This window comes from Streptomyces sp. NPDC050738, from assembly GCF_040654175.1.
GTDB lineage: Bacteria > Actinomycetota > Actinomycetes > Streptomycetales > Streptomycetaceae > Streptomyces.
In genome coordinates, this window is sequence record NZ_JBFAHN010000005.1 from 94,844 (window position 1) to 116,006 (window position 21,163).

General features: G+C 70.6%; 17 protein-coding genes. 4 read left to right on the forward strand and 13 right to left on the reverse strand.

Annotation, left to right across the window (positions count from 1 at the left end; all coding sequences use genetic code 11):
* The first annotated feature begins 38 nt into the window (after nucleotides 1-38).
* Nucleotides 39-1,040, forward strand: a complete 1,002-nt coding sequence (locus AB0H78_RS14800; protein ID WP_363234764.1) for a LacI family DNA-binding transcriptional regulator — start codon at nucleotides 39-41, stop codon at nucleotides 1,038-1,040.
* Here the strand turns inward: AB0H78_RS14800 and AB0H78_RS14805 are convergent.
* Nucleotides 1,024-3,891: a family 43 glycosylhydrolase gene (locus AB0H78_RS14805; RefSeq protein ID WP_363234766.1), complete on the reverse strand. Its 2,868-nt coding sequence runs from the start codon at nucleotides 3,889-3,891 to the stop codon at nucleotides 1,024-1,026. The two genes, AB0H78_RS14800 and AB0H78_RS14805, sit on opposite strands and share 17 nt — an antisense overlap.
* Before the next feature lie 289 nt (nucleotides 3,892-4,180).
* On the opposite strand from AB0H78_RS14805, the gene AB0H78_RS14810 reads away from it, so the two are divergent.
* Nucleotides 4,181-5,239 (forward strand): cellulase family glycosylhydrolase, encoded by a 1,059-nt coding sequence (locus AB0H78_RS14810; RefSeq protein ID WP_363234767.1) that lies wholly within the window; start codon nucleotides 4,181-4,183, stop codon nucleotides 5,237-5,239.
* Nucleotides 5,240-5,266: 27 nt separating this feature from the next.
* On the opposite strand, the gene AB0H78_RS14815 is transcribed toward AB0H78_RS14810, so the two are convergent.
* Complete coding sequence (locus AB0H78_RS14815) at nucleotides 5,267-6,283, reverse strand: sugar-binding domain-containing protein (RefSeq protein WP_363235149.1); 1,017 nt, start codon at nucleotides 6,281-6,283, stop codon at nucleotides 5,267-5,269.
* A gap of 108 nt (nucleotides 6,284-6,391) precedes the next feature.
* Nucleotides 6,392-7,078, reverse strand: a complete 687-nt coding sequence (gene rpe, locus AB0H78_RS14820) for a ribulose-phosphate 3-epimerase (RefSeq protein WP_363234768.1) — start codon at nucleotides 7,076-7,078, stop codon at nucleotides 6,392-6,394.
* A gap of 145 nt (nucleotides 7,079-7,223) precedes the next feature.
* Here rpe and AB0H78_RS14825 point away from each other — a divergent pair, with 145 nt between their 5' ends.
* Nucleotides 7,224-9,389 carry an MMPL family transporter gene (locus AB0H78_RS14825; RefSeq protein ID WP_363234769.1) on the forward strand — a complete coding sequence of 722 codons (2,166 nt, stop codon included), beginning with the start codon at nucleotides 7,224-7,226 and terminating at the stop codon, nucleotides 9,387-9,389.
* On the opposite strand, the gene AB0H78_RS14830 is transcribed toward AB0H78_RS14825, so the two are convergent.
* Together AB0H78_RS14830 and fmt are read right to left on the reverse strand one after the other, a co-directional pair.
* Nucleotides 9,369-10,814: a transcription antitermination factor NusB gene (locus AB0H78_RS14830; protein WP_363234770.1), complete on the reverse strand. Its 1,446-nt coding sequence runs from the start codon at nucleotides 10,812-10,814 to the stop codon at nucleotides 9,369-9,371. The two genes, AB0H78_RS14825 and AB0H78_RS14830, sit on opposite strands and share 21 nt — an antisense overlap.
* 40 nt (nucleotides 10,815-10,854) lie before the next feature.
* Nucleotides 10,855-11,799, reverse strand: a complete 945-nt coding sequence (fmt, locus tag AB0H78_RS14835; protein WP_363234771.1) for a methionyl-tRNA formyltransferase — start codon at nucleotides 11,797-11,799, stop codon at nucleotides 10,855-10,857.
* 240 nt (nucleotides 11,800-12,039) lie between these two features.
* On the opposite strand from fmt, the gene AB0H78_RS14840 reads away from it, so the two are divergent.
* Nucleotides 12,040-12,588, forward strand: a complete 549-nt coding sequence (locus AB0H78_RS14840) for a hypothetical protein (protein ID WP_363234772.1) — start codon at nucleotides 12,040-12,042, stop codon at nucleotides 12,586-12,588.
* 82 nt (nucleotides 12,589-12,670) lie between these two features.
* Here AB0H78_RS14840 and AB0H78_RS14845 read toward each other — a convergent pair whose 3' ends face one another.
* The 8 genes from AB0H78_RS14845 to AB0H78_RS14880 all read right to left on the reverse strand — a co-directional run bounded on the left by AB0H78_RS14845 (nucleotide 12,671) and on the right by AB0H78_RS14880 (nucleotide 21,126).
* Nucleotides 12,671-14,803, reverse strand: coding sequence for a primosomal protein N' (locus tag AB0H78_RS14845; RefSeq protein WP_363234773.1), 2,133 nt, complete (start codon nucleotides 14,801-14,803; stop codon nucleotides 12,671-12,673).
* A gap of 93 nt (nucleotides 14,804-14,896) precedes the next feature.
* The gene (gene metK, locus AB0H78_RS14850) at nucleotides 14,897-16,105 is read right to left on the reverse strand and encodes a methionine adenosyltransferase (protein WP_363234774.1); all 1,209 of its coding nucleotides are present in this window, start codon (nucleotides 16,103-16,105) and stop codon (nucleotides 14,897-14,899) included.
* A 242-nt stretch (nucleotides 16,106-16,347) separates the two neighbouring features.
* Entirely contained in the window at nucleotides 16,348-17,571 is a 1,224-nt protein-coding gene (gene coaBC / locus AB0H78_RS14855; RefSeq protein WP_363234775.1) for a bifunctional phosphopantothenoylcysteine decarboxylase/phosphopantothenate--cysteine ligase CoaBC, read from the reverse strand.
* Between the two features lie 84 nt (nucleotides 17,572-17,655).
* Nucleotides 17,656-17,928 (reverse strand): DNA-directed RNA polymerase subunit omega, encoded by a 273-nt coding sequence (gene rpoZ, locus AB0H78_RS14860; protein WP_028814064.1) that lies wholly within the window; start codon nucleotides 17,926-17,928, stop codon nucleotides 17,656-17,658.
* Nucleotides 17,929-17,956: 28 nt separating this feature from the next.
* On the reverse strand, nucleotides 17,957-18,514 hold the full coding sequence (gene gmk / locus AB0H78_RS14865; RefSeq protein ID WP_363234776.1) for a guanylate kinase: 558 nt from the start codon (nucleotides 18,512-18,514) through the stop codon (nucleotides 17,957-17,959).
* Nucleotides 18,515-18,552: 38 nt separating this feature from the next.
* Nucleotides 18,553-18,876 carry an integration host factor gene (locus AB0H78_RS14870; RefSeq protein ID WP_363234777.1) on the reverse strand — a complete coding sequence of 108 codons (324 nt, stop codon included), beginning with the start codon at nucleotides 18,874-18,876 and terminating at the stop codon, nucleotides 18,553-18,555.
* Between the two features lie 301 nt (nucleotides 18,877-19,177).
* Entirely contained in the window at nucleotides 19,178-20,017 is an 840-nt protein-coding gene (gene pyrF / locus AB0H78_RS14875; protein ID WP_363234778.1) for an orotidine-5'-phosphate decarboxylase, read from the reverse strand.
* The gene (locus tag AB0H78_RS14880; protein ID WP_363234779.1) at nucleotides 20,014-21,126 is read right to left on the reverse strand and encodes a quinone-dependent dihydroorotate dehydrogenase; all 1,113 of its coding nucleotides are present in this window, start codon (nucleotides 21,124-21,126) and stop codon (nucleotides 20,014-20,016) included. Before AB0H78_RS14880 ends, pyrF begins: the two co-directional genes overlap by 4 nt.
* Nucleotides 21,127-21,163 lie beyond the last annotated feature (37 nt).

The window sequence follows — 21,163 nt, forward strand, 5'->3', positions numbered from 1 at the left end:
GTCCCCCACCCCGGACGATCAACAGGAGCAGCTCCCCCATGAACAACCGGCAGCCCACACTCGACGAGGTGGCGCTGCGCGCCGGGGTCTCCAGAGGCACCGTCTCGCGTGTGATCAACGACCGTGAGCACGTCAGCAAGAAAGCGCGGCAGGCGGTCAAGAGCGCGATCGAGGAACTGGGTTACGTACCGAGCATGGCGGCCCGCTCCCTCGCCTCCCAGCGCCGGGGCGCGGTGGTCCTCGCCATCTCCAGCGACGACCCCGCCCTGTTCGCCAACCTCTTCTTCGCCGAGGTGATCTCCGGGGTCAACGCCGTCATCGAGGAGACCGACCTGGAGCTGCTCCTGGTCCTCGCCGCCTCGGAGCGCGGCCGCGCCCGGCTCACCCGCATCCTGCAGTCACGCGGCGCGGACGGCGTCATGCTGCTCGCGCTGCGCGAGAACGACCCCCTGTCGAAGGTGGCCGAGAACGGCGGCGTCCCCGTCGTGCACGGCGGCCGCCCGCTCAACCGTGTACCGCAGTGGTACGTCGACGCCGACAACCGCGGCGGCGCGCGCCAGGCGGTGGAACACCTCCTGGCCACGGGCCGCCGCAGCATCGCCACCGTCACCGGATCGCTCGACATGCACGTCGGCGTCTCCCGCTACCTGGGTTTCCGCGAGGCCGTCGCGCTCGCCGGGCTGAGCGACCGCCGCGTGGCGCACGGCGACTTCACCGAGGCGGGCGGGGCGGCCGCCATGACGCAGCTGCTGGACGAACACCCGGACCTGGACGCGGTGTTCGTCGCCTCCGACGCCATGGCGGCCGGAGCGCTGCGGGTCCTGCGCGACCGCGGCCGTACGGTACCCGGCGACATCGCGGTGGTGGGCTTCAACGACATCGTCACCGCCCAGCACACCCAGCCGGCCCTCACCACCGTCCGCCAGCCGATCGAGGCACTGGGCCGCGAGATGACCCGCATGCTGGTGCGCCTGATCAACGGCGAGCAGCCGACGCCGCTCATCCTCCCCACCGAGCTGGTGATCAGGGAGTCCGCGTAACGGAGGCCGGGACCGGTCGCGGATCCACGCTCCCGAGCGTCGGGACGACCCGCTCGATCAGGCCGTCCACGCCGAAGCCGAGCCTGTCGATGGTGGTCTCGCGGTGGGTCCCGTCGCCGCCCGGCGTGGCGAACCGGTGGTAGCAGATGTACCAGTCGTCGGTACCGGGGATCTGCAGGACCGAGTTGTGGCCGGTGCCGAGGATGCCCTGGGACGGGTCCTTCTCCAGGATCACGCCTCGGTAGGTGAAGGGGCCCTGGGGGCTGGTCGCGGTGGCGTAGCCGACCCGGTAGTTCTCGCTGCCGGTGTCGTCGATCGAGTACGTCAGGTGGTAGATGCCCTGCCGCTTGACCATGAACATGCCTTCACGGAAGTCCGTCAGACCGGTGATCCGCTCGACCGCGCCGGAGTCGAAGGAGACCATGTCGTCGCCCAGCGGCACGACCCAGGCCGAGCCGTTGCCCCAGTAGAGGTACGTCTGTCCGTCGTCGTCGGTGAACGCGGCCGGATCGATGGGCTGCCCGGTGCCGTCGGGGTTCTTCGGGATCAGCGCCGCTCCCGAATCGGTGAACGGACCGGTGGGCGAGGGGGCGGTGGCCACCCCGATCTTGGCGTCGGCGCAGAAGTAGAAGTAGTACGTGCCGTTCTTCTCCGCGATGGTGGGCGCCCAGGCCCGGGAGTCGGTCCAGCTCACGTCCTTGCCCAGGTCGAGCACCACACCGTGGTCGGTCCAGTCGGTGAGATTCTTCGAGGACCAGACACTGAAGGAGGTTCCGCCCCAGCCCGCGTAGCCGTCGGTGGTCGGATAGATGTAGTAAGTGTCGCCGAACATCACGATGTTGGGGTCGGCGTGATAGCCGGGGAGGACCGGACTGCGCATCTCGGCGGCGGAAACCTTCCACGCACGGGTCGCTCCTTCGGCCGACGTGACGGTGTAGGTCACCGCCTTCCGCAGATCGACTTTGGTGCCACTGCGTGGCCGGATCGTCGAACCGGGCGCGAGCTCGAACTCCGGTCGCAGCCTGCGCAGTTGCGTACCGGGCCGGACCGGCAGGGTGATCGTGTCGCCGTCCGCGTACACGACTGCCGGGACCTTGAGCTCACCGAGCCGGACGTCGCGGACACGGGTGGCGTTGTGCGGCAGCGCGGCGATCTCGGCCTCCGTGAGCGCCCTGTTGTAGAGGCGTACGTCTCGCAGCCGCCCCTTGAGGCGGTGGTCCGCCGCGTACTGCGAACGCCCGAGGTAATTCGCCGTGGTGCGGCCGCCGTTGATGTCCCCGGGCATCAGGGTCACACTCTCGTTGCGCGCCACCTCCGCACCGTCGAGGTAGAGCACCGCGGTGTCCCCGTCGATGGTGTACGTGACGTTCTTCCACCGGCCGCGCGGCAGCCCGCCGGTGGGCCCGGCCGCCTGCTCCTTGGTCCAGTTCCCGTCGGAGATCGCTGCCCGGAAGCCGCCGGACTCGCTGCCGCCGGTGGCGAACAGATAGCCGAGGCCGGTGGAGCCCGAGACGTTCCCGAAGCCGAACAGGAAGTACGGCGCCTGCTGATCGGAGTCCACCCACACATCGGCGGTCACGGTCACCCGGTCCACCCCGGCCAACAGGTCGTCGGGGAGAGAGACATGACCGGTGGCACCGCCGAGTACCAGCGCGCCGTCCGCCCACGTGGCGTCGCCCACGGCCGTGCCGTGATGGCCGTTGCCCGACACGTCGTCCGCGGTGCCGTCGAGCGGCCACCGGGCCACCAGGCCGTCCTTGCCGGACCGCACCGGGGGTATCCCCCACTGCGCGAAGATCCGGTCGTACTCCCTTGAGGTGACCGGAAGCACCGTGCCGTGCCGGGGCGCCGAGGGCAGCCGGTACGCCGTGGACATGGCCCAGTCGCCTGCGTTCAAGTCGGTGCACTCGAAGGGGAGATAGCCACGCCCGCCGTACTCGTCGACGAAGAGGTACCACTTGTCCTCGGAGTTCGACTTGAAGACCAGCGGCCCCTCACCGGCCGAGATGCTTCCGCTGCCGATGCACTCGGCCACCTGGTCCCAGGACGTGTTCAGCAGATCGGCCGACTTCTCCTGCAGGATGAACTTGCCGCAGGCCGAGGAGGCCGCCGAGCGCTCGTCCTTGGTAAAGCGGTAGTAGACGCCGTCGTGGTCGATCACCGTGGAGTCGATCACCGAGTATCCGGGGTCGTTCCACACCTTCGCCTCCGTGAACGTCACGAAGTCCTGGGTGGTGGCGTACAGCATCCGGTTGTACGTGTCGCCGGCGTGATCGGTGTCGGCCTCGTCGTACAGCTTGGATGCCCAGAACACCACGTACGCCCCGAGGTCGGGATCCCAATAGGCCTCCGGGGCCCAGGTGTTGCCGGCGGTTTCGGGCGACACCCGCACCGAGCGCTGAGCGGACCAGTTCACCAGGTCCGTGGAGTCCCAGACCATGATCGACCTGCTTCCGTGCCGCTGCACGGTGTCCCAGCTCGCACCGCCGTAGATCTTGAGATCGGTGGCGATCAGAAAGAACCTGTCGCCTTCGGGCGAGCGGATGATGAAGGGGTCCCGCACCCCCTTGTCCCCCAGCACGGAGGTCAGGACCGGCTCTCCGCCGCCGAGTTCACGGAAGTGGAGCGGGTCGTCGCCATGGCTCAGCGCCATATGGATCTGCTCGCCGTCCGCGGCACTCTCACCGGTGAAGTACACGAACAAGTAGCCCGCGTAGGAACCCTTGCGGGGCTTCGCCGGAGCCGCGTGAGCGGAGACGGCAGGAGCCGCAAGAGCGAGGGCGCCGGCGACGAGAAGACTCCGTCGCGACAGCAAAGAAACCGGCAGGCGTGGACTCGTGGCACGAGGCATACGTTCTGGTCCTCACGTTCTCTCGGTGACATTCGGGGGGCGGCGGTGGCCAGTGAAGAAGCCGGGAAGCGTGAGGTCAAGACTCCGGACAGAAAAAGGTCCGAAAAACCGGACGCTGTTCGACACCACGAACACAGGACCCGAGATGGCGGCCTGCGCACCGTCAACTGCGTTACGTGCGGGACACCTTGACGGCCGGTGCAACGGATGCCACGATTCCGGCTCCGTGATGTTTACGTAAACATTCCACTCCTCGGCGCCCGCCACCCATCCCCGAAAGGGCATGTCGATGCGCAACACCCCTGCCATATCCCGTCCCACCCCCCGCCTGCGCGCCACCCTCCTGGCACTGGCACTGGCCGCGACCGCCGGCACCACCGTCGCTGCCGCCGCCCCGGCCCACGCCGCGCCCCGTCAGGACACCACCCCGTTCCAGGGCGTCAACTGGGCCGACCCGCGCGACAATTACGCCGACGACCCCGTCGTACTGTCAGGCCTGTCGACGTCCGACAGCTACGCCCGGACCTACGCCAAGGCGAGCCGCGTCATCGCCGCGTTCCGCGCGAATCTCGGCGCCAACACCGTGCGGCTGCCGATCAATCCGTACACGGTCAACGGCGCCTACTGGAAGTCGTACCGCGGAGTCATCGACGCGGCATCGGCCCAGGGCTTCAAGGTGATCGTCTCCTACTGGGAGGGCACGGGCGCGAACAAGGACGGCCTCATCGACGACGAGGCCACCTACTGGCCCATGTGGGACACCGTGATCAAGGCCTACCAGCACAACAAGCGCGTCTACTTCGAGCCGATGAACGAACCGCACGGCTACACCGAAACCGAGTGGGCCGACACCGCCGCGAAGTGGCTGGCCGCCTACCCCTCGGTCCCCCGCGACCGGGTCTTCGTCAGCGGCGCCGGATACAACGACCACGTCACCTCGGTCTGCGCCGACCCGCGCCTGAAGGGCACCTATCTCTCGCTGCACGACTACGGGTTCTGGAAGGACTACGCCACCTACGACGAGTGGGTGGCCGACATCAAGGGGCGCATCGGCGACTGCGCGAGCCGCACCGTCGCCGACGAGTTCGGCGCTCCGATGACCACGGGCCTGGACTACAACAAGCCGGATGCCTCGGACAACTTCGTCAACTACATCCAGGCCGCCACGGACACCTTCCGCGAACTGAAGATGGGGTCGGTCTACTGGCCCGGCCTGCGTACCGACGACACCTACTCGCTTCAGACCCTGACCGGCGACCCCGACCGGCCCTGGCTGGCCACCACCAACCAGTCCGGCGCCGACCGGCTCGCCTGGGCGTGGGGACGCGGCAGGCCCGTCACGCGCTGACCGGCCCCTGGGCCGGTCAGCCGGCGCTCACTCCCCGTCGGGGTCGGCCCGGTCCAGCGCCGGGCGCGGCCCCGGACTCGTCTCCGTGAGCAGGAAGTCGGCCGCGGCCGTGTCCGTGACCAGGCTGGTGACCAGACCGGACTTCAGTACGGCACCGATCGCGGCCGCCTTGCGCAGCCCGCCCGCGATCGCCACGACCTCGGGGATCCGGCGCAGCCGGTCCGCCTCGACGGTGATGCAGCGCTCTCCGAGGTCCCTGCCGACGCGGCGTCCCTCGGTGTCGAAGAGGTGCGCGGACATCTCGGCGGCGACACCCAGCGAGGCGTAGTGCTCGCGCTCGGCGTCGCTGAGCATGTCGTGGACGGTGGAGATGCCGGGCTCCCAGGAGCCGATGGAGACGGCCGCGACGGTCACCTTGTCGAAGTACTCGAAGGCGCGGGCGATGCCGGTCTGGTTGCGCAGGGCCGCGGCGGTCGCCGGGTCGGGCAGCAGCATCGGGGCGTAGATGGGGTGGGCCTCGCCGCCGGAGACCTGGGCGGCACGCCGCACGGCCTCGACCGAGCCGCGCTCGGCGGTCCCGGCGTCGTACACCCCGGTGAGCTGGACGACGGTGCACGGCGCGAGCCGGTCGAGGGCTGCCGCCATATGGATGGTGGAGCGGCCCCAGGCCAGACCGAGGACGTCGCCCTCGTTCACCAGCTCGCCGAGAAGGTCGGCCGCGACCTCGCCCAGGTTCTCCGGGTCGGGTGCGTCGTCCGAGGCGTCGGCCGGGGACTCCACGACGACCGCGTGCCGCAGTCCGAAGCGGGCGCGCAGGGCGTCCGAGCGCTCCGCGTCCAGTTCGGCGGGGACGCGGATCTCGATCCGTACGAGATCGCGCTCCAGGGCCGTCTCCAGGACCCGGGCCACCTTGAAGCGGCTGACGCCGAACTCCTCGGCGATCTGGATCTTCGACTTGCCCTCCAGGTAGAAGCGGCGGGCCATGGCCGCCGCCTGAACCAGCTCCGCGGGTCCCATCCGCAGGGCAGACCGTCCCGCCGACATCGCAGACACCGCGTTCTCCTCACTGCTGTACACGTCCCGGATCCGTCATCCTGTCAGATCCGGCAGATCTTGATCAGCCCGGAAGGGCTTCGTTCACCTGCTGGTGGTTCAGTGGCCGCATGCCCATGCGGCCGTTGCGGTGGTCTCCTGCGCCTGGTGGCGGAGCATGCGCACCGCCGCCGCCGGGTCGTCCGCCCCGTACACCGCGGAGCCCGCCACGAACACGTCCGCGCCCGCCTCGGCGCACCGTTCGATCGTGGACGCCGAGACGCCGCCGTCGACCTGCAGCCACAGCTCCAGACCGTGCTTGGAGATGAGCTCACGGGTGCGGCGGATCTTGGGCAGCATGATGTCGAGGAAGGACTGGCCTCCGAAGCCGGGCTCGACCGTCATGATCAGCAGCATGTCGAGCTCGGGGAGCAGGTCCTCGTACGGCTCGATGGGTGTCGCCGGCTTGAGCGCCATGGAGGCGCGGGCACCCTTGGCACGGATTTCGCGTGCCGTCCGTACGGGAGCGGCCGCCGCCTCCGCGTGGAAGGTGACGGAACCCGCACCCGCTTCGACGTACTGCGGTGCCCAGCGATCGGCGTCCTCGATCATCAGATGGCAGTCCAGCGGGATGTCCGTCGCCCGGCTGAGCGATTCCACGATCGGTACGCCCAGGGTCAGATTGGGCACGAAGTGGTTGTCCATCACGTCGACGTGGAGCCAGTCGGCGCCCTCGACGGCCTTGGCCTCCTCGGCGAGCCGGGAGAAGTCGGCGGACAGGATGCTGGGGTTGATCTGCACGGCCATGCCCCAAGCCTGCCATGTCCCGCGCCACTTGCCTGCCACGGTACGGACCAAACCCTCCCGGGATCAGTACATGCCGTGCAATCCTGGCGATTCACCGGCACCTCGGGGGCGGGAGAGCCCGCGGCGGAGGCACTTGGGGGGCGTCATGACCGACGCGGAGCACGGCGGACGACGCGGTGTGGCCCGGCTCGTGTGCGGCAGGCGCACCAAGTGGCTGGTGCTCGGGGTGTGGCTGGTGGTGATTTTCGCGGCCTTCCCGCTCGCCTCCAAACTGACCGGCGCGCAGAACAACGACGCCAGCACCTGGCTGCCGGGGAGTGCGGAGTCCACGCAGGTCCTCACGGCATCCGAGGAGTTCAGGCCTCAGTCGATCCCCGCGATCGTCGTCTACGCACGCGCCGACGGGCTGACCGCGGCCGACCGCAGCCGCATCGGGGAGGACGCTGCCGCCCTGAGGAAGCTGACGGACCACGGCATCCTGGGCGGCGACGTGCAGGGGCCCGCCTTCAATTCCAAGGGCACCGCCGCACAGATCTTCGTCCCGGTCTCCATGGGCGACAAGGGCTGGGAGCGGATCGCCCCGGCCGTCGACTCGATGCGGAAGATCACCGGATCGGACGCCGACGGACGCCAGGTGCACATCACCGGCCCCGGCGGGATCTCGGCCGACTTCTCCGACGCCTTCGAGGGCATCGACTCGACGCTGCTCTTCTCCGCGCTCGGCGTGGTCGTGGTCACGCTGCTGATCACCTATCGCAGCCCGTCGCTGCTGCTCGTCCCGGTGCTCTCGGTGGTCGGCGCGCTCTCCGTCGCACAGGCGGTGATCTATCTGCTGGCCCGGCACGCGGGCCTGACCGTGAACGGCCAGAGCGCGGGCATTCTCACCGTGCTGGTCTTCGGCGCGGGCACGGACTACGCGCTGCTGCTCGTCGCCCGCTACCGCGAGGAGCTGCGCAAGCACGAGGACCGGCACGAGGCGATGGCACTCGCGCTGCACCGCGCCGGTCCCGCCGTGCTGGCGAGCGGCGCCACCGTCGTACTGAGCATGCTCGTCCTGATGGTGGCGGAGATGAACTCCACCCGTGGCCTCGGCCCGGTCGCCGCGATCGGTGTCGCCGTCGCCCTGCTCACGATGCTGACGCTGTTCCCGGCCCTGCTGGTGATCTTCGGCCGGTGGATCTTCTGGCCCGTGGCGCCGCATTTCGGCTCCCCCGAGCCCACGGTGAGCGGCTTCTGGGCGCGTACGGGAGACCGCATCGCGCGGCGTCCCCGCGCCGTGTGGGTGGTGACGGCCCTGGTGCTCGGCGGGCTCTCCGTGGGATTGGTGCAGCTGCGGGCGGACGGAATCGGCAACGCCGACGCCTTCACCGGCACACCGGACTCGATCGTGGGGCAGCAGGTCCAGGCCCGCTACTTCCCGGCCGGCAGCGGCGACCCGGTCGTCGTGATCGCGGCCGCGGACCAGGCCGACGCGGTCCGCAAGGCGGTGGCCGCGGACCCGGGCGTGGTGCCCGGATCCATCGGCGTACCGCCCGGATCGAAGCAAGTGGCGGGCGGGCGTGCCCTGTTCGAGGCCACCACGGTCGCGGCGAGCGACAGCGATGCGGCCCAGCAGACCGTGAAGCGGCTCAGGACCACCGTGCACAAGATCCCGGGCGCGGACGCGGAGGTCGGCGGAACCACCGCCTCGGTGATCGACATGAACTCCGCGACGCGTCACGACAACGTACTGATCATCCCGCTGGTGCTGCTGGTGGTGCTGGTGATCCTCGGCGTACTGCTGCGCGCCTTGGTGGCCCCGCTGCTGCTCATCGCCACGGTGGTGCTGTCCTTCGCCACCGCACTGGGGATCAGCGCGCTGGCCTTCCGCTATCTCTTCGACTACGCGGGCGAGGGCACCGACCTGCCCCTGTTCGTCTTCGTCTTCCTCGTCGCGCTCGGCATCGACTACAACATCTTCCTGTCGACCCGTATCCGTGAGGAGGCGGGCCGACAGGGCGCCAGGCGGGGCGTGACGACCGGCCTCGCGGCGACCGGCGCGGTCATCACCTCGGCCGGTCTGGTCCTCGCGGGCACCTTCGCCGTGCTCGGCACGCTGCCGATGGTCGCCTTCGCCGAACTGGGCTTCGCGGTCGGGCTCGGCGTGCTGCTCGACACCTTCGTCGTACGGTCCGTGCTGGTCACGTCGCTCTTCCTGGACGTCGGCCCGCGCGTGTGGTGGCCGCACCGCCTCGCCCGCGAGTCCGCCGTACTGGACGCGGCACCGGAGCGGCCCCGTGTCGAAGCGAGCTCAGGCAGTACGCCGCAGTAGCGCCATGTACATCGCGTCCGTGCCGTGCAGATGCGGCCACATCTGTACGTCGGGGCCGTCTCCCAGCGCCGGAACGCCGGGCATCAGCGGCCGTACGTCGATCCACTCGGCCTCGACCGACTGCTGGCCGCCGCGCCCCTTGAGCACGTCCTCCACGACCACCCGGGTCTCGGCGAGATGCGGCGAGCAGGTCGCGTAACCGACGACTCCCCCGATGCGTACTGCGCTCAACGCCTCGCGCAGCAGCCCTCGTTGGAGCGGTGCGAAGCCCTCCAGGTCGTCGGGGCGACGGCGCCAGCGCGCCTCGGGGCGGCGGCGCAGGGCGCCGAGTCCCGTACAGGGCACGTCCATCAGCACCCGGTCGAAGGAGCCGGGAAGCCACGGCGGCCGGGTCCCGTCGGCCGCGATCACCTGGTACGGACCCGGGTTGCCCGCCAGGGCACGCTCGACTAGGCGCGCCCGGTGCGGCTGCTTCTCCGAGGCCAGCAGCGAAGCCCCGCGCTGTGCGGCGAGCGCGGCGAGCATCGCGGCCTTGCCGCCGGGGCCGGCGCAGCCGTCCAGCCAGCGCTCGTCGCGGCCTTCGATCTCCGCGTTGGCCAGGGCGATCGCGACCAGCTGGCTGCCCTCGTCCTGGACACCGGCGTGTCCGTTGCGCACCGCCTCGATCGCACCGGGCTCGCCGCCCTCGGCCATCCGTACGGCATAGGGCGACCAGCGGCCGGGCAGCCCGGACTCCTCGCCGAGCACGTCGAGCAGCTCGTCCGTGGTGGAGCGCCCGGGGCGCGCGACCAGCGTCACCTCGGGACGTTCGTTGTCGGCCTCCAGGAGGTCCTCGATGCCTGCGCGGCCTCCGCCGAGGGAGTCCCAGAGGGCGGAGACGATCCAGCGGGGGTGGGAGTGGAAGACCGCGAGATGCCCCTCGGCGTCTTCGTCGTAGGGCGGTGCGACCCGCTCCAGCCAGCCGTCGAGGTCGTCCGCCGAGACCTTGCGCAGCACCGCGTTGACGAACTTGGCGCGCCCGTCGCCGAGCACCACCCTCGCCAGCTCCACGCTCGCGGAGACCGCGGCGTGGGTGGGGATACGGGTGCCGAGGAGCTGGTGGGCGCCCATGGTGAGGACGTCGAGCACCGGCGGGTCGACCTCGCGCAGCGGCCGGTCGATGCAGGCCGCGATGATCGCGTCGTACGTGCCCTGGCGGCGCAGCGTCCCGTACACCAGCTCGGTCGCGAGCGCCGCGTCCCGCGCATCGAAATCGCCCTTGTCGCGCGCCTTCTTCAGCAGCGGGGGCAGGACGAGGTTGGCGTACGCATCACGCTCGTCGACCGCCCGCAGCGCCTCGAAGGCGAGGATGCGCACCGGGTCCTTCTTGGGACGGCGGTGCCCCTTCGGCTGCTGGGCGGGACGGCGGGACGGCTGGTCGTTCACGAGAAAGGTGCTCCGCTGATGGTGTCGGGGGCGAACCCTCTCAGGTTACGTCCGACTGCCCCACACGCTCACCCGGGGCGATCCGCACCCCGCGCGCCCAGTCCGCTGCGCGCATCGGCTTCTTGCCCTGGGGCTGGACCCAGAGCAGCTCGACGGCGTGCGAGCCGGTGCCGACGTACACGTTGTTCTTGGCCGCGGACAGCTCGCCGGGCGCCAGGTCGGTGCGGTCGGCCGCGGGCGCTGCCGCGACCAGCTTGAGCCTCTCGCCGCGGAAGACGGTCCAGGCGCCGGGCGCGGGGGTGCAACCGCGCACCAGCCGGTCGACGCGCAGCGCGGGGGCCGCCCAGTCGATCCTGGCGTCCTCGACGGTGAGCTTCGGGGCGAGCGAGATGCCTTCGTGGGGCTGCGGTACGGCGTGCAGCGTGCCGTCCTCGATGCCGTCCATGGTGGCGGCGAGCAGGCCCGAGCCCGCGAAGGCGAGACGGGTGAGCAGGTCACCGCTGGTGTCGGTGGGGCGGACCTCCTCGGTGAGCACGCCGTACACCGGACCGGAGTCGAGGCCCTCCTCGATCAGGAAGGTGGAGGCGCCGGTGACTTCGTCCCCGCCGATGATCGCGTGCTGTACGGGGGCCGCGCCGCGCCATGCGGGCAGCAGCGAGAAGTGCAGATTGACCCAGCCGCGGGCCGGGATATCCAGGGCGACCTTGGGCAGCAGGGCGCCGTACGCGACGACCGGGCAGCAGTCGGGGCCGATCTCGCGCAGCCGCGCCAGGAACTCCTCGTCGCGGGGCCTGGCCGGCTTGAGCACTTCGATCCCGGCCTCCTCGGCGCGCTGCGCGATGGGGCTGGCCACCAGCTTGCGGCCGCGCCCCGCGGGGGCGTCGGGGCGGGTGATGACGGCGGCCACCTCATGACGGCCGGAGGAGATCAGGGCGTCCAGGGCGGGAACGGCGACCTCGGGGGTGCCTGCGAAGACGAGTTTCACTGAGTACCTCTCAGACCGGTCAGCCCGGTGCGTACGACGGCGAGCAGCGCACCAGTCTATGGGGCCCGGGCGCAGGGGGCGTACGCACGGCCGCGCGCCCCTCGCATATGCCCATACGCCCCCGCAGCGTGACCACAACAGCCGGTAGCGCGTTGGTCAAAAGAGATTGACCGAACCGGGCCGCAGACGGGGCCCGATTCCTTGTCCACTTCTTTCCACGCCGGTTCGAGAGGCTTGTTCATGGCCGACCACGCAACCCACGACGCCCAAGCGCGGGCCAGCCTGCACCTGTTGGTGCGGGACATCGAGCGGGTCCGCCGGCAGGTGGACGCGCTGCGCACCCTCACCGCCCAGCTGGGCAACGTCTACCGCCCGCGCCGCTCCGGCCCTTCCACGGGCTTCGTCGTCTACGGCCGGGCACCGGCCCCGACCGTCCGTCTCGCCCAGGAACTGCGGGACAGCGTCGAGACCCTGGTGACCGCGGCGGTGGACTTCGACCGCTCGCTGGGCTTCTCGTGGGACGCGGTCGGCTCCGCGCTCGGGGTCACCAAGCAGGCGGTGCACCGCCGTTACGGCGCACGCCGGGCCGGTGTCCAGCCGGGCGCTCCGGAGCCGGAGCACGCCACCGCGGAGACCCCTTCCGCGCCGACCCGCACGATGCCGCCCCTCGGTACGGGACTGCCCGCCGTCCCCGCCGCCCGCTCCATGCCGCCCCAGCCCTCGGCGAGCATCCAGTCCCTGCACGAGGAAGTCCGCCCCAGCGCTTTCCCCGGTCCGCGCAACGGCTGACCTTTCCACCAGCTGCCCCTGCCGTGTGCGCACGGTCAGGGGCAGCGGTGCGTCCGCCCGCGCCCCCGCCCCTTGCCCCCGTTCAGCCGATGTCCGGAGGGTCGACCCTGATCCGTACCGGATCGACGCCGCGCGTCATCCGGGCCGCCTGCGCACGCTTGAGCGCAGCGGCCAGCGCCGCCCCGCTGCCGGGCGGTACCCGCAGCAGCACCCGCTCCCAGCTCTCGCCGAGCGGGGCGTCCCCAGGCCTGCGCGGCCTGCCGGGATCGGCGACCGGCAGCGGAACGGGCCCCAACACCTCGGCGTCACCCGGCAGTTCGGCCGTACCGAGAAACTCGCTCAGCGCTTCCGGCTTCCCCGAGACCGCCGCCATCCGCGACACGGGCGGAAATCTCAGCTCGGCCCGCTCGGCCAGCTCACGCACCGCATGCCCGACGGGATCCCACCGCACCAGGGCCTGTACGGGCCTGAGTGTGGGCTCCGCGACCACCACGACCGTGCCGCCCTCGCCCTGCCCGCGTACGAGCGAAGCGGCGTCGATCCACCGCCGCAGCGCCTCCTCGCCGGCCCGCAGATCGGGCCGCCCGAGCATCGCCCAGCCGTCGAGCAGCAGCGCCGCCGCGTACCCGCCTTCGGCGACCGGTTCGGCGCCGGGCGTGGAAATGACCAGCGCGGGCTGCCCCGGCACGGTGTCCAGCACATGGTCACGCCCCGAAGTGCGCACCGGTACTGCGGGAAAGGCCCGCCCCAGCTCCTCGGCGGTCCGCCGCGCCCCCACGATCTGCGCCCGCAGCCGCGTGCTCCCGCACTCGATGCAGTGCCAGCCGGCCTCTCCGAGCCCGCACCAGGCGCAGTGCAGCGCCCGTTCGTCGGGCGCCTCCAGCGGCCCGGCACAGTGCACACAGCGCGCCGGGGTACGGCACCGCTCGCAGGCGAGGCGCGGTACGTACCCCCGCCGCGGCACCTGCACCAGCACGGGTCCGGTCCTCAGCCCGTTCCGTACGGTCTCCCAGGCGAGGCTGGGCAGCCGGGCGGCGCGTGCGGCCTCGTCCCGCGCCACCTCGAGATCCCCGACGGTCCTCACCAGGGGCGCCGCGACCCGTACATGCTCCCGATCGGCGACGAGCGGCGCGGCCCACCCGCTCTCCACCAGCTGCGCGGCCTCCACCGTGCAGCTCGTACTCCCCAGCAGGAACCCGCACTTGTCGTGGGCGGCCCGCAGCAGCAGCACCTCGCGCGCATGCGGCAACGGAGCATGCAGTTCGCTGTGACTGGAGTCCCCGTCCTCCCAGATGACGACCAGCCCGAGGTCGCGTACGGGCGCGAACATCGCGGCCCGCGTCCCCACCACGGCCCGAACGGCCCCCCGCCGCACGGCGAGCCACTGCCGGTACCGCTTCTCCGGACCGGCCTCGGCGGTCAGCACCGCGTGCCGCCCCTCCCCCAGCACCCCGGTCAGCGCGGCATCCACCCGCGCGGCACTCCGCCCGTCGGGCACCACGACCAGCGCCCCGCGCCCGGAAGCCAGCGTCGCCGCCACGGCCCGCGCCAGCTCCTCGGGCCAGTGCGGCCCCGGCAGCGCGGTCCATACGGCTCGCGGGGCCCCACCGCCCGCCAGCGCGTCCAGAAACCCCGGCCCCTTCCCGTACCGCTCCCACGTCCCGGCCCCCGGAGCCTGCGGCGGTGGCAACGGCTCGGGAGACGGCTTCGCCTCGGCCCGGGCATTGCGCGGCGGCACGGCCAGCTGCAGCACATCGGCCAGACTCCCCGCATACCGGTCCGCAACGGCCCGCGCCAGCCCCAGCAGTTCGGGCCCGAGCACCGGCTCGTCGGACACCACCCCGGCCAGCGCGGCCAGCGCCCCCTCATAGTCGGACTCGGCCCGCCGCTCGACGATGAACCCGTCGATCAGCCCCCCGCCCTCACGGCGCCCTTCCCGCACATTGCGATTCCCCGCCCCGAACCGCACCCGCACGCGCACACCCGGCTGGGCGATCTCGTCGAGCTCCTCAGGAACCGCGTAGTCGAAGAACTGATCGAGATGCAGCACACCCTTGTTGACGACGACGCGCGCGACGGGCAGCTCCTTGGCCAGCGCGGCCCCCCGCCAGGTCCGCGGCTTGGCCTTGGGCACCTTCGCCTTCCGCACGGTCTCCCGAATCAGCGCAAGCTGCTCCGGCGCCCCGCCCCCGGACTCCTCGTTCTCGCTGCTCACAACCACATTCCTACCAGCCCGCACCGACAACGGGGACAGCGCGACGGCCCCGGACCGATGAGGTCCGGGGCCGTCGCGTACGACCGATGACGCTTACAGGCCGGCGGCCTTGCGCAGCGCGTCCACGCGGTCCTTGCGCTCCCAGGTGAACTCGGGGAGCTCGCGGCCGAAGTGGCCGTACGCCGCGGTCTGGGCGTAGATCGGGCGGAGCAGGTCGAGGTCACGGATGATCGCGGCGGGGCGCAGGTCGAAGACCTCGGCGATCGCGTGCTCGATCTTGTCCGTGTCGATCGTGGCCGTGCCGAAGGTCTCGATGAAGAGACCGACCGGCTCTGCCTTGCCGATCGCGTACGCGACCTGGACCTCGCAGCGCGCGGCGAGACCCGCGGCCACGACGTTCTTGGCGACCCAGCGCATCGCGTACGCGGCCGAACGGTCGACCTTCGACGGGTCCTTGCCCGAGAAGGCACCGCCGCCGTGGCGGGCCATGCCGCCGTACGTGTCGATGATGATCTTGCGGCCGGTGAGGCCGGCGTCGCCCATCGGGCCGCCGATCTCGAAGCGGCCGGTCGGGTTGACCAGGAGGCGGTAGCCCTCGGTCTCCAGCTTGATGCCGTCCTCGAGGAGCTGCTTGAGGACGTGCTCCACGACGAACTCGCGGATGTCGGGGGCGAGCAGCGACTCCAGGTCGATGTCGCTAGCGTGCTGCGAGGAGACGACGACCGTGTCGAGGCGGACGGCCTTGTCGCCGTCGTACTCGATGGTGACCTGGGTCTTGCCGTCGGGGCGCAGGTAGGGGATCGTCCCGTTCTTGCGGACCTCGGAGAGACGGCGCGAGAGCTTGTGCGCCAGGTGGATCGGCAGCGGCATCAGCTCGGGGGTCTCGTCGCAGGCGTAGCCGAACATCAGGCCCTGGTCGCCGGCGCCCTGCTTGTCGAGCTCGTCCTCGTCGCCCTCGACACGCTTCTCGTACGCCGTGTCGACGCCCTGCGCGATGTCCGGGGACTGCGCGCCGATGGACACCGAGACGCCGCAGGAGGCGCCGTCGAAGCCCTTCTTCGAAGAGTCGTAGCCGATCTCGAGGATCTTGTCGCGCACGAGCTGCGCGATCGGCGCGTACGCCTTGGTGGTGACCTCACCGGCCACGTGCACCTGGCCCGTGGTGATGAGCGTCTCCACGGCGACCCGGGAGGTGGGGTCCTCGCGCAGGAGCGCGTCGAGGATGGTGTCGCTGATCTGGTCAGCGATCTTGTCGGGGTGGCCCTCGGTGACGGACTCCGAGGTGAACAGGCGACGGGACACAACGCTCCCTGGGGTTGCAGCGGCTGCTGGCTGATCATTGGCGGAACGGTTCGGGGGCTGCGCCCGACATCATTCCGAGACCAGTTTATCGGTCACTTCCGGTCGCTGGACCACGCGTCTCGCTCCGTGGGAGTCGTGTGATCTGCGGCACTGCATTGTGCAGTATGACGATCGCCGGACACCAGGGGGTTAAAGGCCTGATTTGCCGGACTTTTCCCGCCCGATGGGGCGAAACATAGATTTCATTCGAGCCTGGGTACGACCAGATCCCAGACGGTATCGGCAAGGGCTTCCTTCGGACCGTACGGAACCGGGGTCTCCGCGCCGTCCGCCGCGAGGACAACGGCCTCGTTCTCCTCGGACCCGAAGGTCTTGCGCTCCCCGACCTCGTTGACCACGAGCAGGTCGCAGCCCTTGCGCCGCAGCTTCTCGCGCCCGTTGGCGAGCACGTCGTCGGTCTCCGCGGCGAAGCCCACCACGACCTGTCCGGGCCGCGCACGATCGGCCGAAATCTCGGCGAGAATGTCCGGATTACGGACGAGGGCGACCGTGGGCGCCTCCTGGCCGTCCTTCTTCTTGATCTTCCCGGTGGCGTACGACTCCGGCCTGAAGTCGGCCACCGCGGCCGCCATGACCACGGCGTCGGCGTCCGCCGCGGCCTTCAGCACGGCCTCCCGCAGCTGCACGGCGGTCCCGACACGGACGACATCGGCGCCCGCCGGATCCGTGAGGCCGGTGTTCGCCTCGATCAGCGTCACCCTGGCGCCGCGGGCGACAGCCGTACGGGCGAGGGCATAACCCTGCTTCCCGGAGGACCGGTTCCCCAGGTAGCGGACCGGGTCGAGCGGCTCGCGGGTGCCGCCCGCGCTGACCACGACGTGCTTCCCGGCCAGATCGCTCTCGCCCACGCCCCGGGCCAGGACCCGTCGGCACACCTCGAAGATCTCGCCGGGGTCGGGCAGCCGGCCCTTGCCCGTGTCGACCCCGGTCAGCCGGCCGACTGCGGGCTCGATGACGACGGCGCCGCGGCGGCGCAGCGTGGCGACGTTCTCCTGGGTCGCGGGGTGCTCCCACATCTCCGTGTGCATCGCAGGTGCGAACACCACCGGACAGCGCGCGGTGAGCAGAGTGTTGGTCAGGAGGTCGTCGGCGAGCCCGTGGGCCGCCTTGGCCAGCATGTCGGCGGTGGCCGGTGCGACCAGGACCAGGTCGGCGCCCTGGCCGATCCGTACGTGCGGGACCTCGTGGACGTCGGTCCACACCTCGGTCGAGACGGGGTGGCCGGAGAGCGCGGACCAGGTCGCGGCGCCGACGAAGTGCAGCGCGGAGTCGGTCGGCACGACCCGTACGTCGTGACCGGATTCGGTGAGCCGCCGCAGCACCTCGCACGCCTTGTAGGCGGCGATGCCGCCGCTGACCCCCAGAACGACCTTCGGCTTGTCCGCCACGTCGATGTCTCCCCGCACTCGGTTCCGTACGACCCATCACACACCACAGGCCCGGCAGTCGCGCTGCCGGGCCTGTGGTGACACTGCTGTGGTGCTTACTGCCTACTGGGCGGGGCCCTCGATGGCCTCGGAGGTCAGCAGACCCGCGTTGATCTCGCGGAGCGCGATCGAGAGGGGCTTCTCGTGGACGTGAGTGTCCACCAGGGGACCGACGTACTCGAGCAGGCCTTCGCCGAGCTGCGAGTAGTACGCGTTGATCTGACGCGCGCGCTTGGCGGCGTAGATCACGAGGCTGTACTTGGAGTCGGTTGCCTCGAGGAGCTCATCAATCGGCGGGTTGATGATGCCCTCGGGCGTGGAGATGGAAGAGGACACTCTCTGCCTTCCGATGGAGTTAAAGGGTCTAAAGAACCTTCATCAAGGCTAGCAGCTCGCGAGCCACGTCCTCGACGGAGGTGTTGACCAGGGTTTTGTCGAACTCTGCCTCGGCGGCCAGCTCGACCTTCGCGGCCGCGAGGCGGCGCTCGATGACCTCGGGTGCTTCGGTTCCGCGGCCGGTGAGCCTGCGGACCAGTTCGTCCCAGCTCGGCGGGGCGAGGAAGATCAGCTGAGCCTCGGGCATCGATTCCCGGACCAGCCGAGCACCCTGGAGGTCGATCTCCAGGAGTACGGGCTCCCCCGCGCCGAGGCGGTCGAGGACTGCCTGACGCGGGGTGCCGTAACGGTTGCCCGCGAACTCGGCCCACTCCAGCAGTTCGCCGTTGGCGACGAGCTTGTCGAACTCCTCGTCGTCCACAAAAAAGTACTGGACGCCGTGGCGCTCGCCGGGGCGTGGCTTGCGGGTCGTCGCCGACACCGAGAGCCAAACCTCGGGGTGGACCTTGCGCATATGGGCGACGACCGTGCTCTTGCCGACCCCGGAGGGGCCGGAGAGCACGGTCAACCGCGGACGTTCGTTCATGCGGCGATTATTCCAGCTTCCCGGGGGTGCCCAGGACGTCAGGCTCCGGCACCGCCGAACTCGCGCTCCAAAGAAGCGATCTGATTGGAGCCGAGACCGCGCACACGGCGGCTCTCGGAGATCCCGAGCCGCTCCATGAGCTGCTTGGCGCGGACCTTGCCCACGCCGGGCAGGGACTCAAGGAGGGCGGAGACCTTCATCTTGCCGATGACGTCGTTCTCCTGGCCCTGCTTGATGACCTCGTGGAGGGAAGCGCCGGAGTGCTTGAGTCGATTCTTGACCTCGGCCCGCTCCCGGCGAGCCGCGGCGGCCTTTTCGAGCGCGGCTGCGCGCTGTTCAGGGGTAAGGGGCGGAAGAGCCACGCCTACGTCACCTCGGATGTCGATCTGTCGGATACGGACCGGTGAGGAACCTAGTCGCCCCACACCAGGGGTGAGCTACGAGCAACGCACTCGCCCGTTCGCTCTCGACGGAGACTAGCGGCCTGGGCCGCTCCAGTCAGCGAGAACAGACGAAAAGTCCTGGTCAGCCTTGGCGGGACGGGATATTTCGGGCATAACACCCCGGTTTTCGGCCTCCGGAACGAAAAAGATTCGTCAAGGCGGCGTGTGCACCCCTGCGAAGTCCTGCTCCCGGGCCCGGAAATCCGCTCCCGGCCCGCACTTACGCCCCGGCGACCGCCACACGCACCTCGTCCGCGAACCGCGCCGCGGAGTCGCGCAGACCCGTCACGTCCGGACCGTGTCGCAGCACACCCCGGCTGACGCTCGGGACGACATTGCCGACCGCCGCGCCGAATACGCCGGGGAGGTCCGCCGGGGTCGCCCCCTGGGCGCCGATGCCGGGCGCGAGCAGCGGGCCGTTCATGGCGAGGTCCACGCCCGCGTCGCCGAGCGTCGCTCCGACCACCGCGCCCACCGAGCCGAGCGGCGTCGCACCCTCGTTCTCCGCGGCCATGTGGTCCAGCATCAGCTGGGCGAGTGTCCTGCCGTCCGCGGCCGTGGCGCGCTGGACCTCTGCGCCCTCCGGGTTGGAGGTCAGGGCGAGGACGAAGACGCCCGCGCCGCTGATCCTGGCCGCGTCCAGAGCCGGACGCAGCGAACCGAAGCCGAGGTACGGCGAGAGGGTCACCGCGTCCGAGAAGAGCGGGGACTCCTTGTCGAGGTACGTCGCCGCGTACGCGCCCATCGTGGAGCCGATGTCACCGCGCTTGGCGTCCATCACGACCAGCGCACCGGCCGCGCGGGCCTCCTCGACCGTCTTCTCGAGCACCGCGACACCGCGCGAGCCGAACCGCTCGAAGAACGCCGACTGCGGCTTGAGCACGGCGACCCGGTCGGCCAGCGCCTCGACGACCGTGCGGGAGAAGCGCTCCAGGCCGGCGATGTCGTCGTTCAGGCCCCAGGCGGACAGCAGCGAGGCATGCGGGTCGATGCCGACGCAGAGCGGTCCACGGGTGTCCATGGCGTGGCGCAGGCGGGCGCCGAACGGTTCGAGGGTCATGACTGGGTCACCTTCCGGTTGGCTGCGCCGACGGCCTCGGCGAGCGTGGCGTACGGACTTGCCTTGAGGCGGGCCGCGAGACCCTTGTGGATCGCACGGCCCCAGAACGGACCCTCGTAGATGAAGGCGCTGTAGCCCTGGACGAGCGTGGCACCAGCCAGGATCCGCTGCCAGGCGTCCTCGGCGGTCTCGATGCCGCCGACCCCGACGAGGGTGATCTCGTCGCCCACACGGACGTGCAGACGGCGCAGGACCTCCAGGGAGCGCTCCTTGAGCGGCGCTCCGGAGAGGCCGCCCGTCTCCTTGATGATCGCCGGGTCGGACTTCAGGCCGAGGCCCTCGCGGGCGATCGTGGTGTTGGTGGCGATGATGCCGTCCAGGCCGAGCTCGACAGCCAGGTCGGCCACCGCGTCGACGTCCTCGTCGGCGAGATCGGGGGCGATCTTCACCAGGAGCGGGACGCGCCGCGAGGTGACGGTGCGGTCGGCCGCTTCCCGTACGGCCGTCAGCAGCGGGCGCAGCGACTCGGTGGCCTGGAGGTTGCGCAGTCCCGGCGTGTTCGGCGAGGAGACGTTGACGACCAGGTAGTCGGCGTGGGCGGCGAGGCGCTCGGTGGAGGTGACGTAGTCGCCCACCGCCTCCTCTTCCGGTACGACCTTGGTCTTGCCGATGTTGACGCCGACCGTCGTACGGAAGACGGGGTTGCGGGCCTCCAGACGGGCCGCCACGGCCTCGGAGCCCTCGTTGTTGAAGCCCATGCGGTTGATGAGCGCGCGGTCCTGCACGAGGCGGAACAGGCGCTTCTTGGGGTTGCCGGGCTGGGGCTGGGCGGTGACCGTGCCGATCTCGACGTGGTCGAAGCCGAGCATGGTCATGCCATCGATCGCGACCGCGTTCTTGTCGAAGCCGGCGGCGAGCCCGAAGGGGCCGTGCATGCGCAAGCCGAAGGCCTCCGTGCGGAGCTCCTTGTGGCGGGGCGCGAGCGCGGCCGCGACGAACGTACGCAGGACGGGGACGCGGGCCGCGAGGCGGATCCAGCGGAAGGCCAGGTAGTGGGCCTTCTCGGGGTCCATCTTCTTGAAGACCAGGTTGAAGAACAGCTTGTACATGGTGATGTCCTCATGAAAGAGGGGGACACCGGTTCGG

Bases quoted from the DNA above. Each gene is read 5' to 3' on its own strand.
- AB0H78_RS14800 (WP_363234764.1), top strand. From the start codon at position 39: ATGAACAACCGGCAGCCCACACTCGACGAGGTGGCGCTGCGCGCCGGG.
- AB0H78_RS14805 (WP_363234766.1), bottom strand. From the start codon at position 3,891: ATGCCTCGTGCCACGAGTCCACGCCTGCCGGTTTCTTTGCTGTCGCGA.
- AB0H78_RS14810 (WP_363234767.1), top strand. From the start codon at position 4,181: ATGCGCAACACCCCTGCCATATCCCGTCCCACCCCCCGCCTGCGCGCC.
- AB0H78_RS14815 (WP_363235149.1), bottom strand. From the start codon at position 6,283: ATGTCGGCGGGACGGTCTGCCCTGCGGATGGGACCCGCGGAGCTGGTT.
- rpe (WP_363234768.1), bottom strand. From the start codon at position 7,078: ATGGCCGTGCAGATCAACCCCAGCATCCTGTCCGCCGACTTCTCCCGG.
- AB0H78_RS14825 (WP_363234769.1), top strand. From the start codon at position 7,224: ATGACCGACGCGGAGCACGGCGGACGACGCGGTGTGGCCCGGCTCGTG.
- AB0H78_RS14840 (WP_363234772.1), top strand. From the start codon at position 12,040: ATGGCCGACCACGCAACCCACGACGCCCAAGCGCGGGCCAGCCTGCAC.
- gmk (WP_363234776.1), bottom strand. From the start codon at position 18,514: ATGAACGAACGTCCGCGGTTGACCGTGCTCTCCGGCCCCTCCGGGGTC.
- pyrF (WP_363234778.1), bottom strand. From the start codon at position 20,017: ATGACCCTCGAACCGTTCGGCGCCCGCCTGCGCCACGCCATGGACACC.
- AB0H78_RS14880 (WP_363234779.1), bottom strand. From the start codon at position 21,126: ATGTACAAGCTGTTCTTCAACCTGGTCTTCAAGAAGATGGACCCCGAG.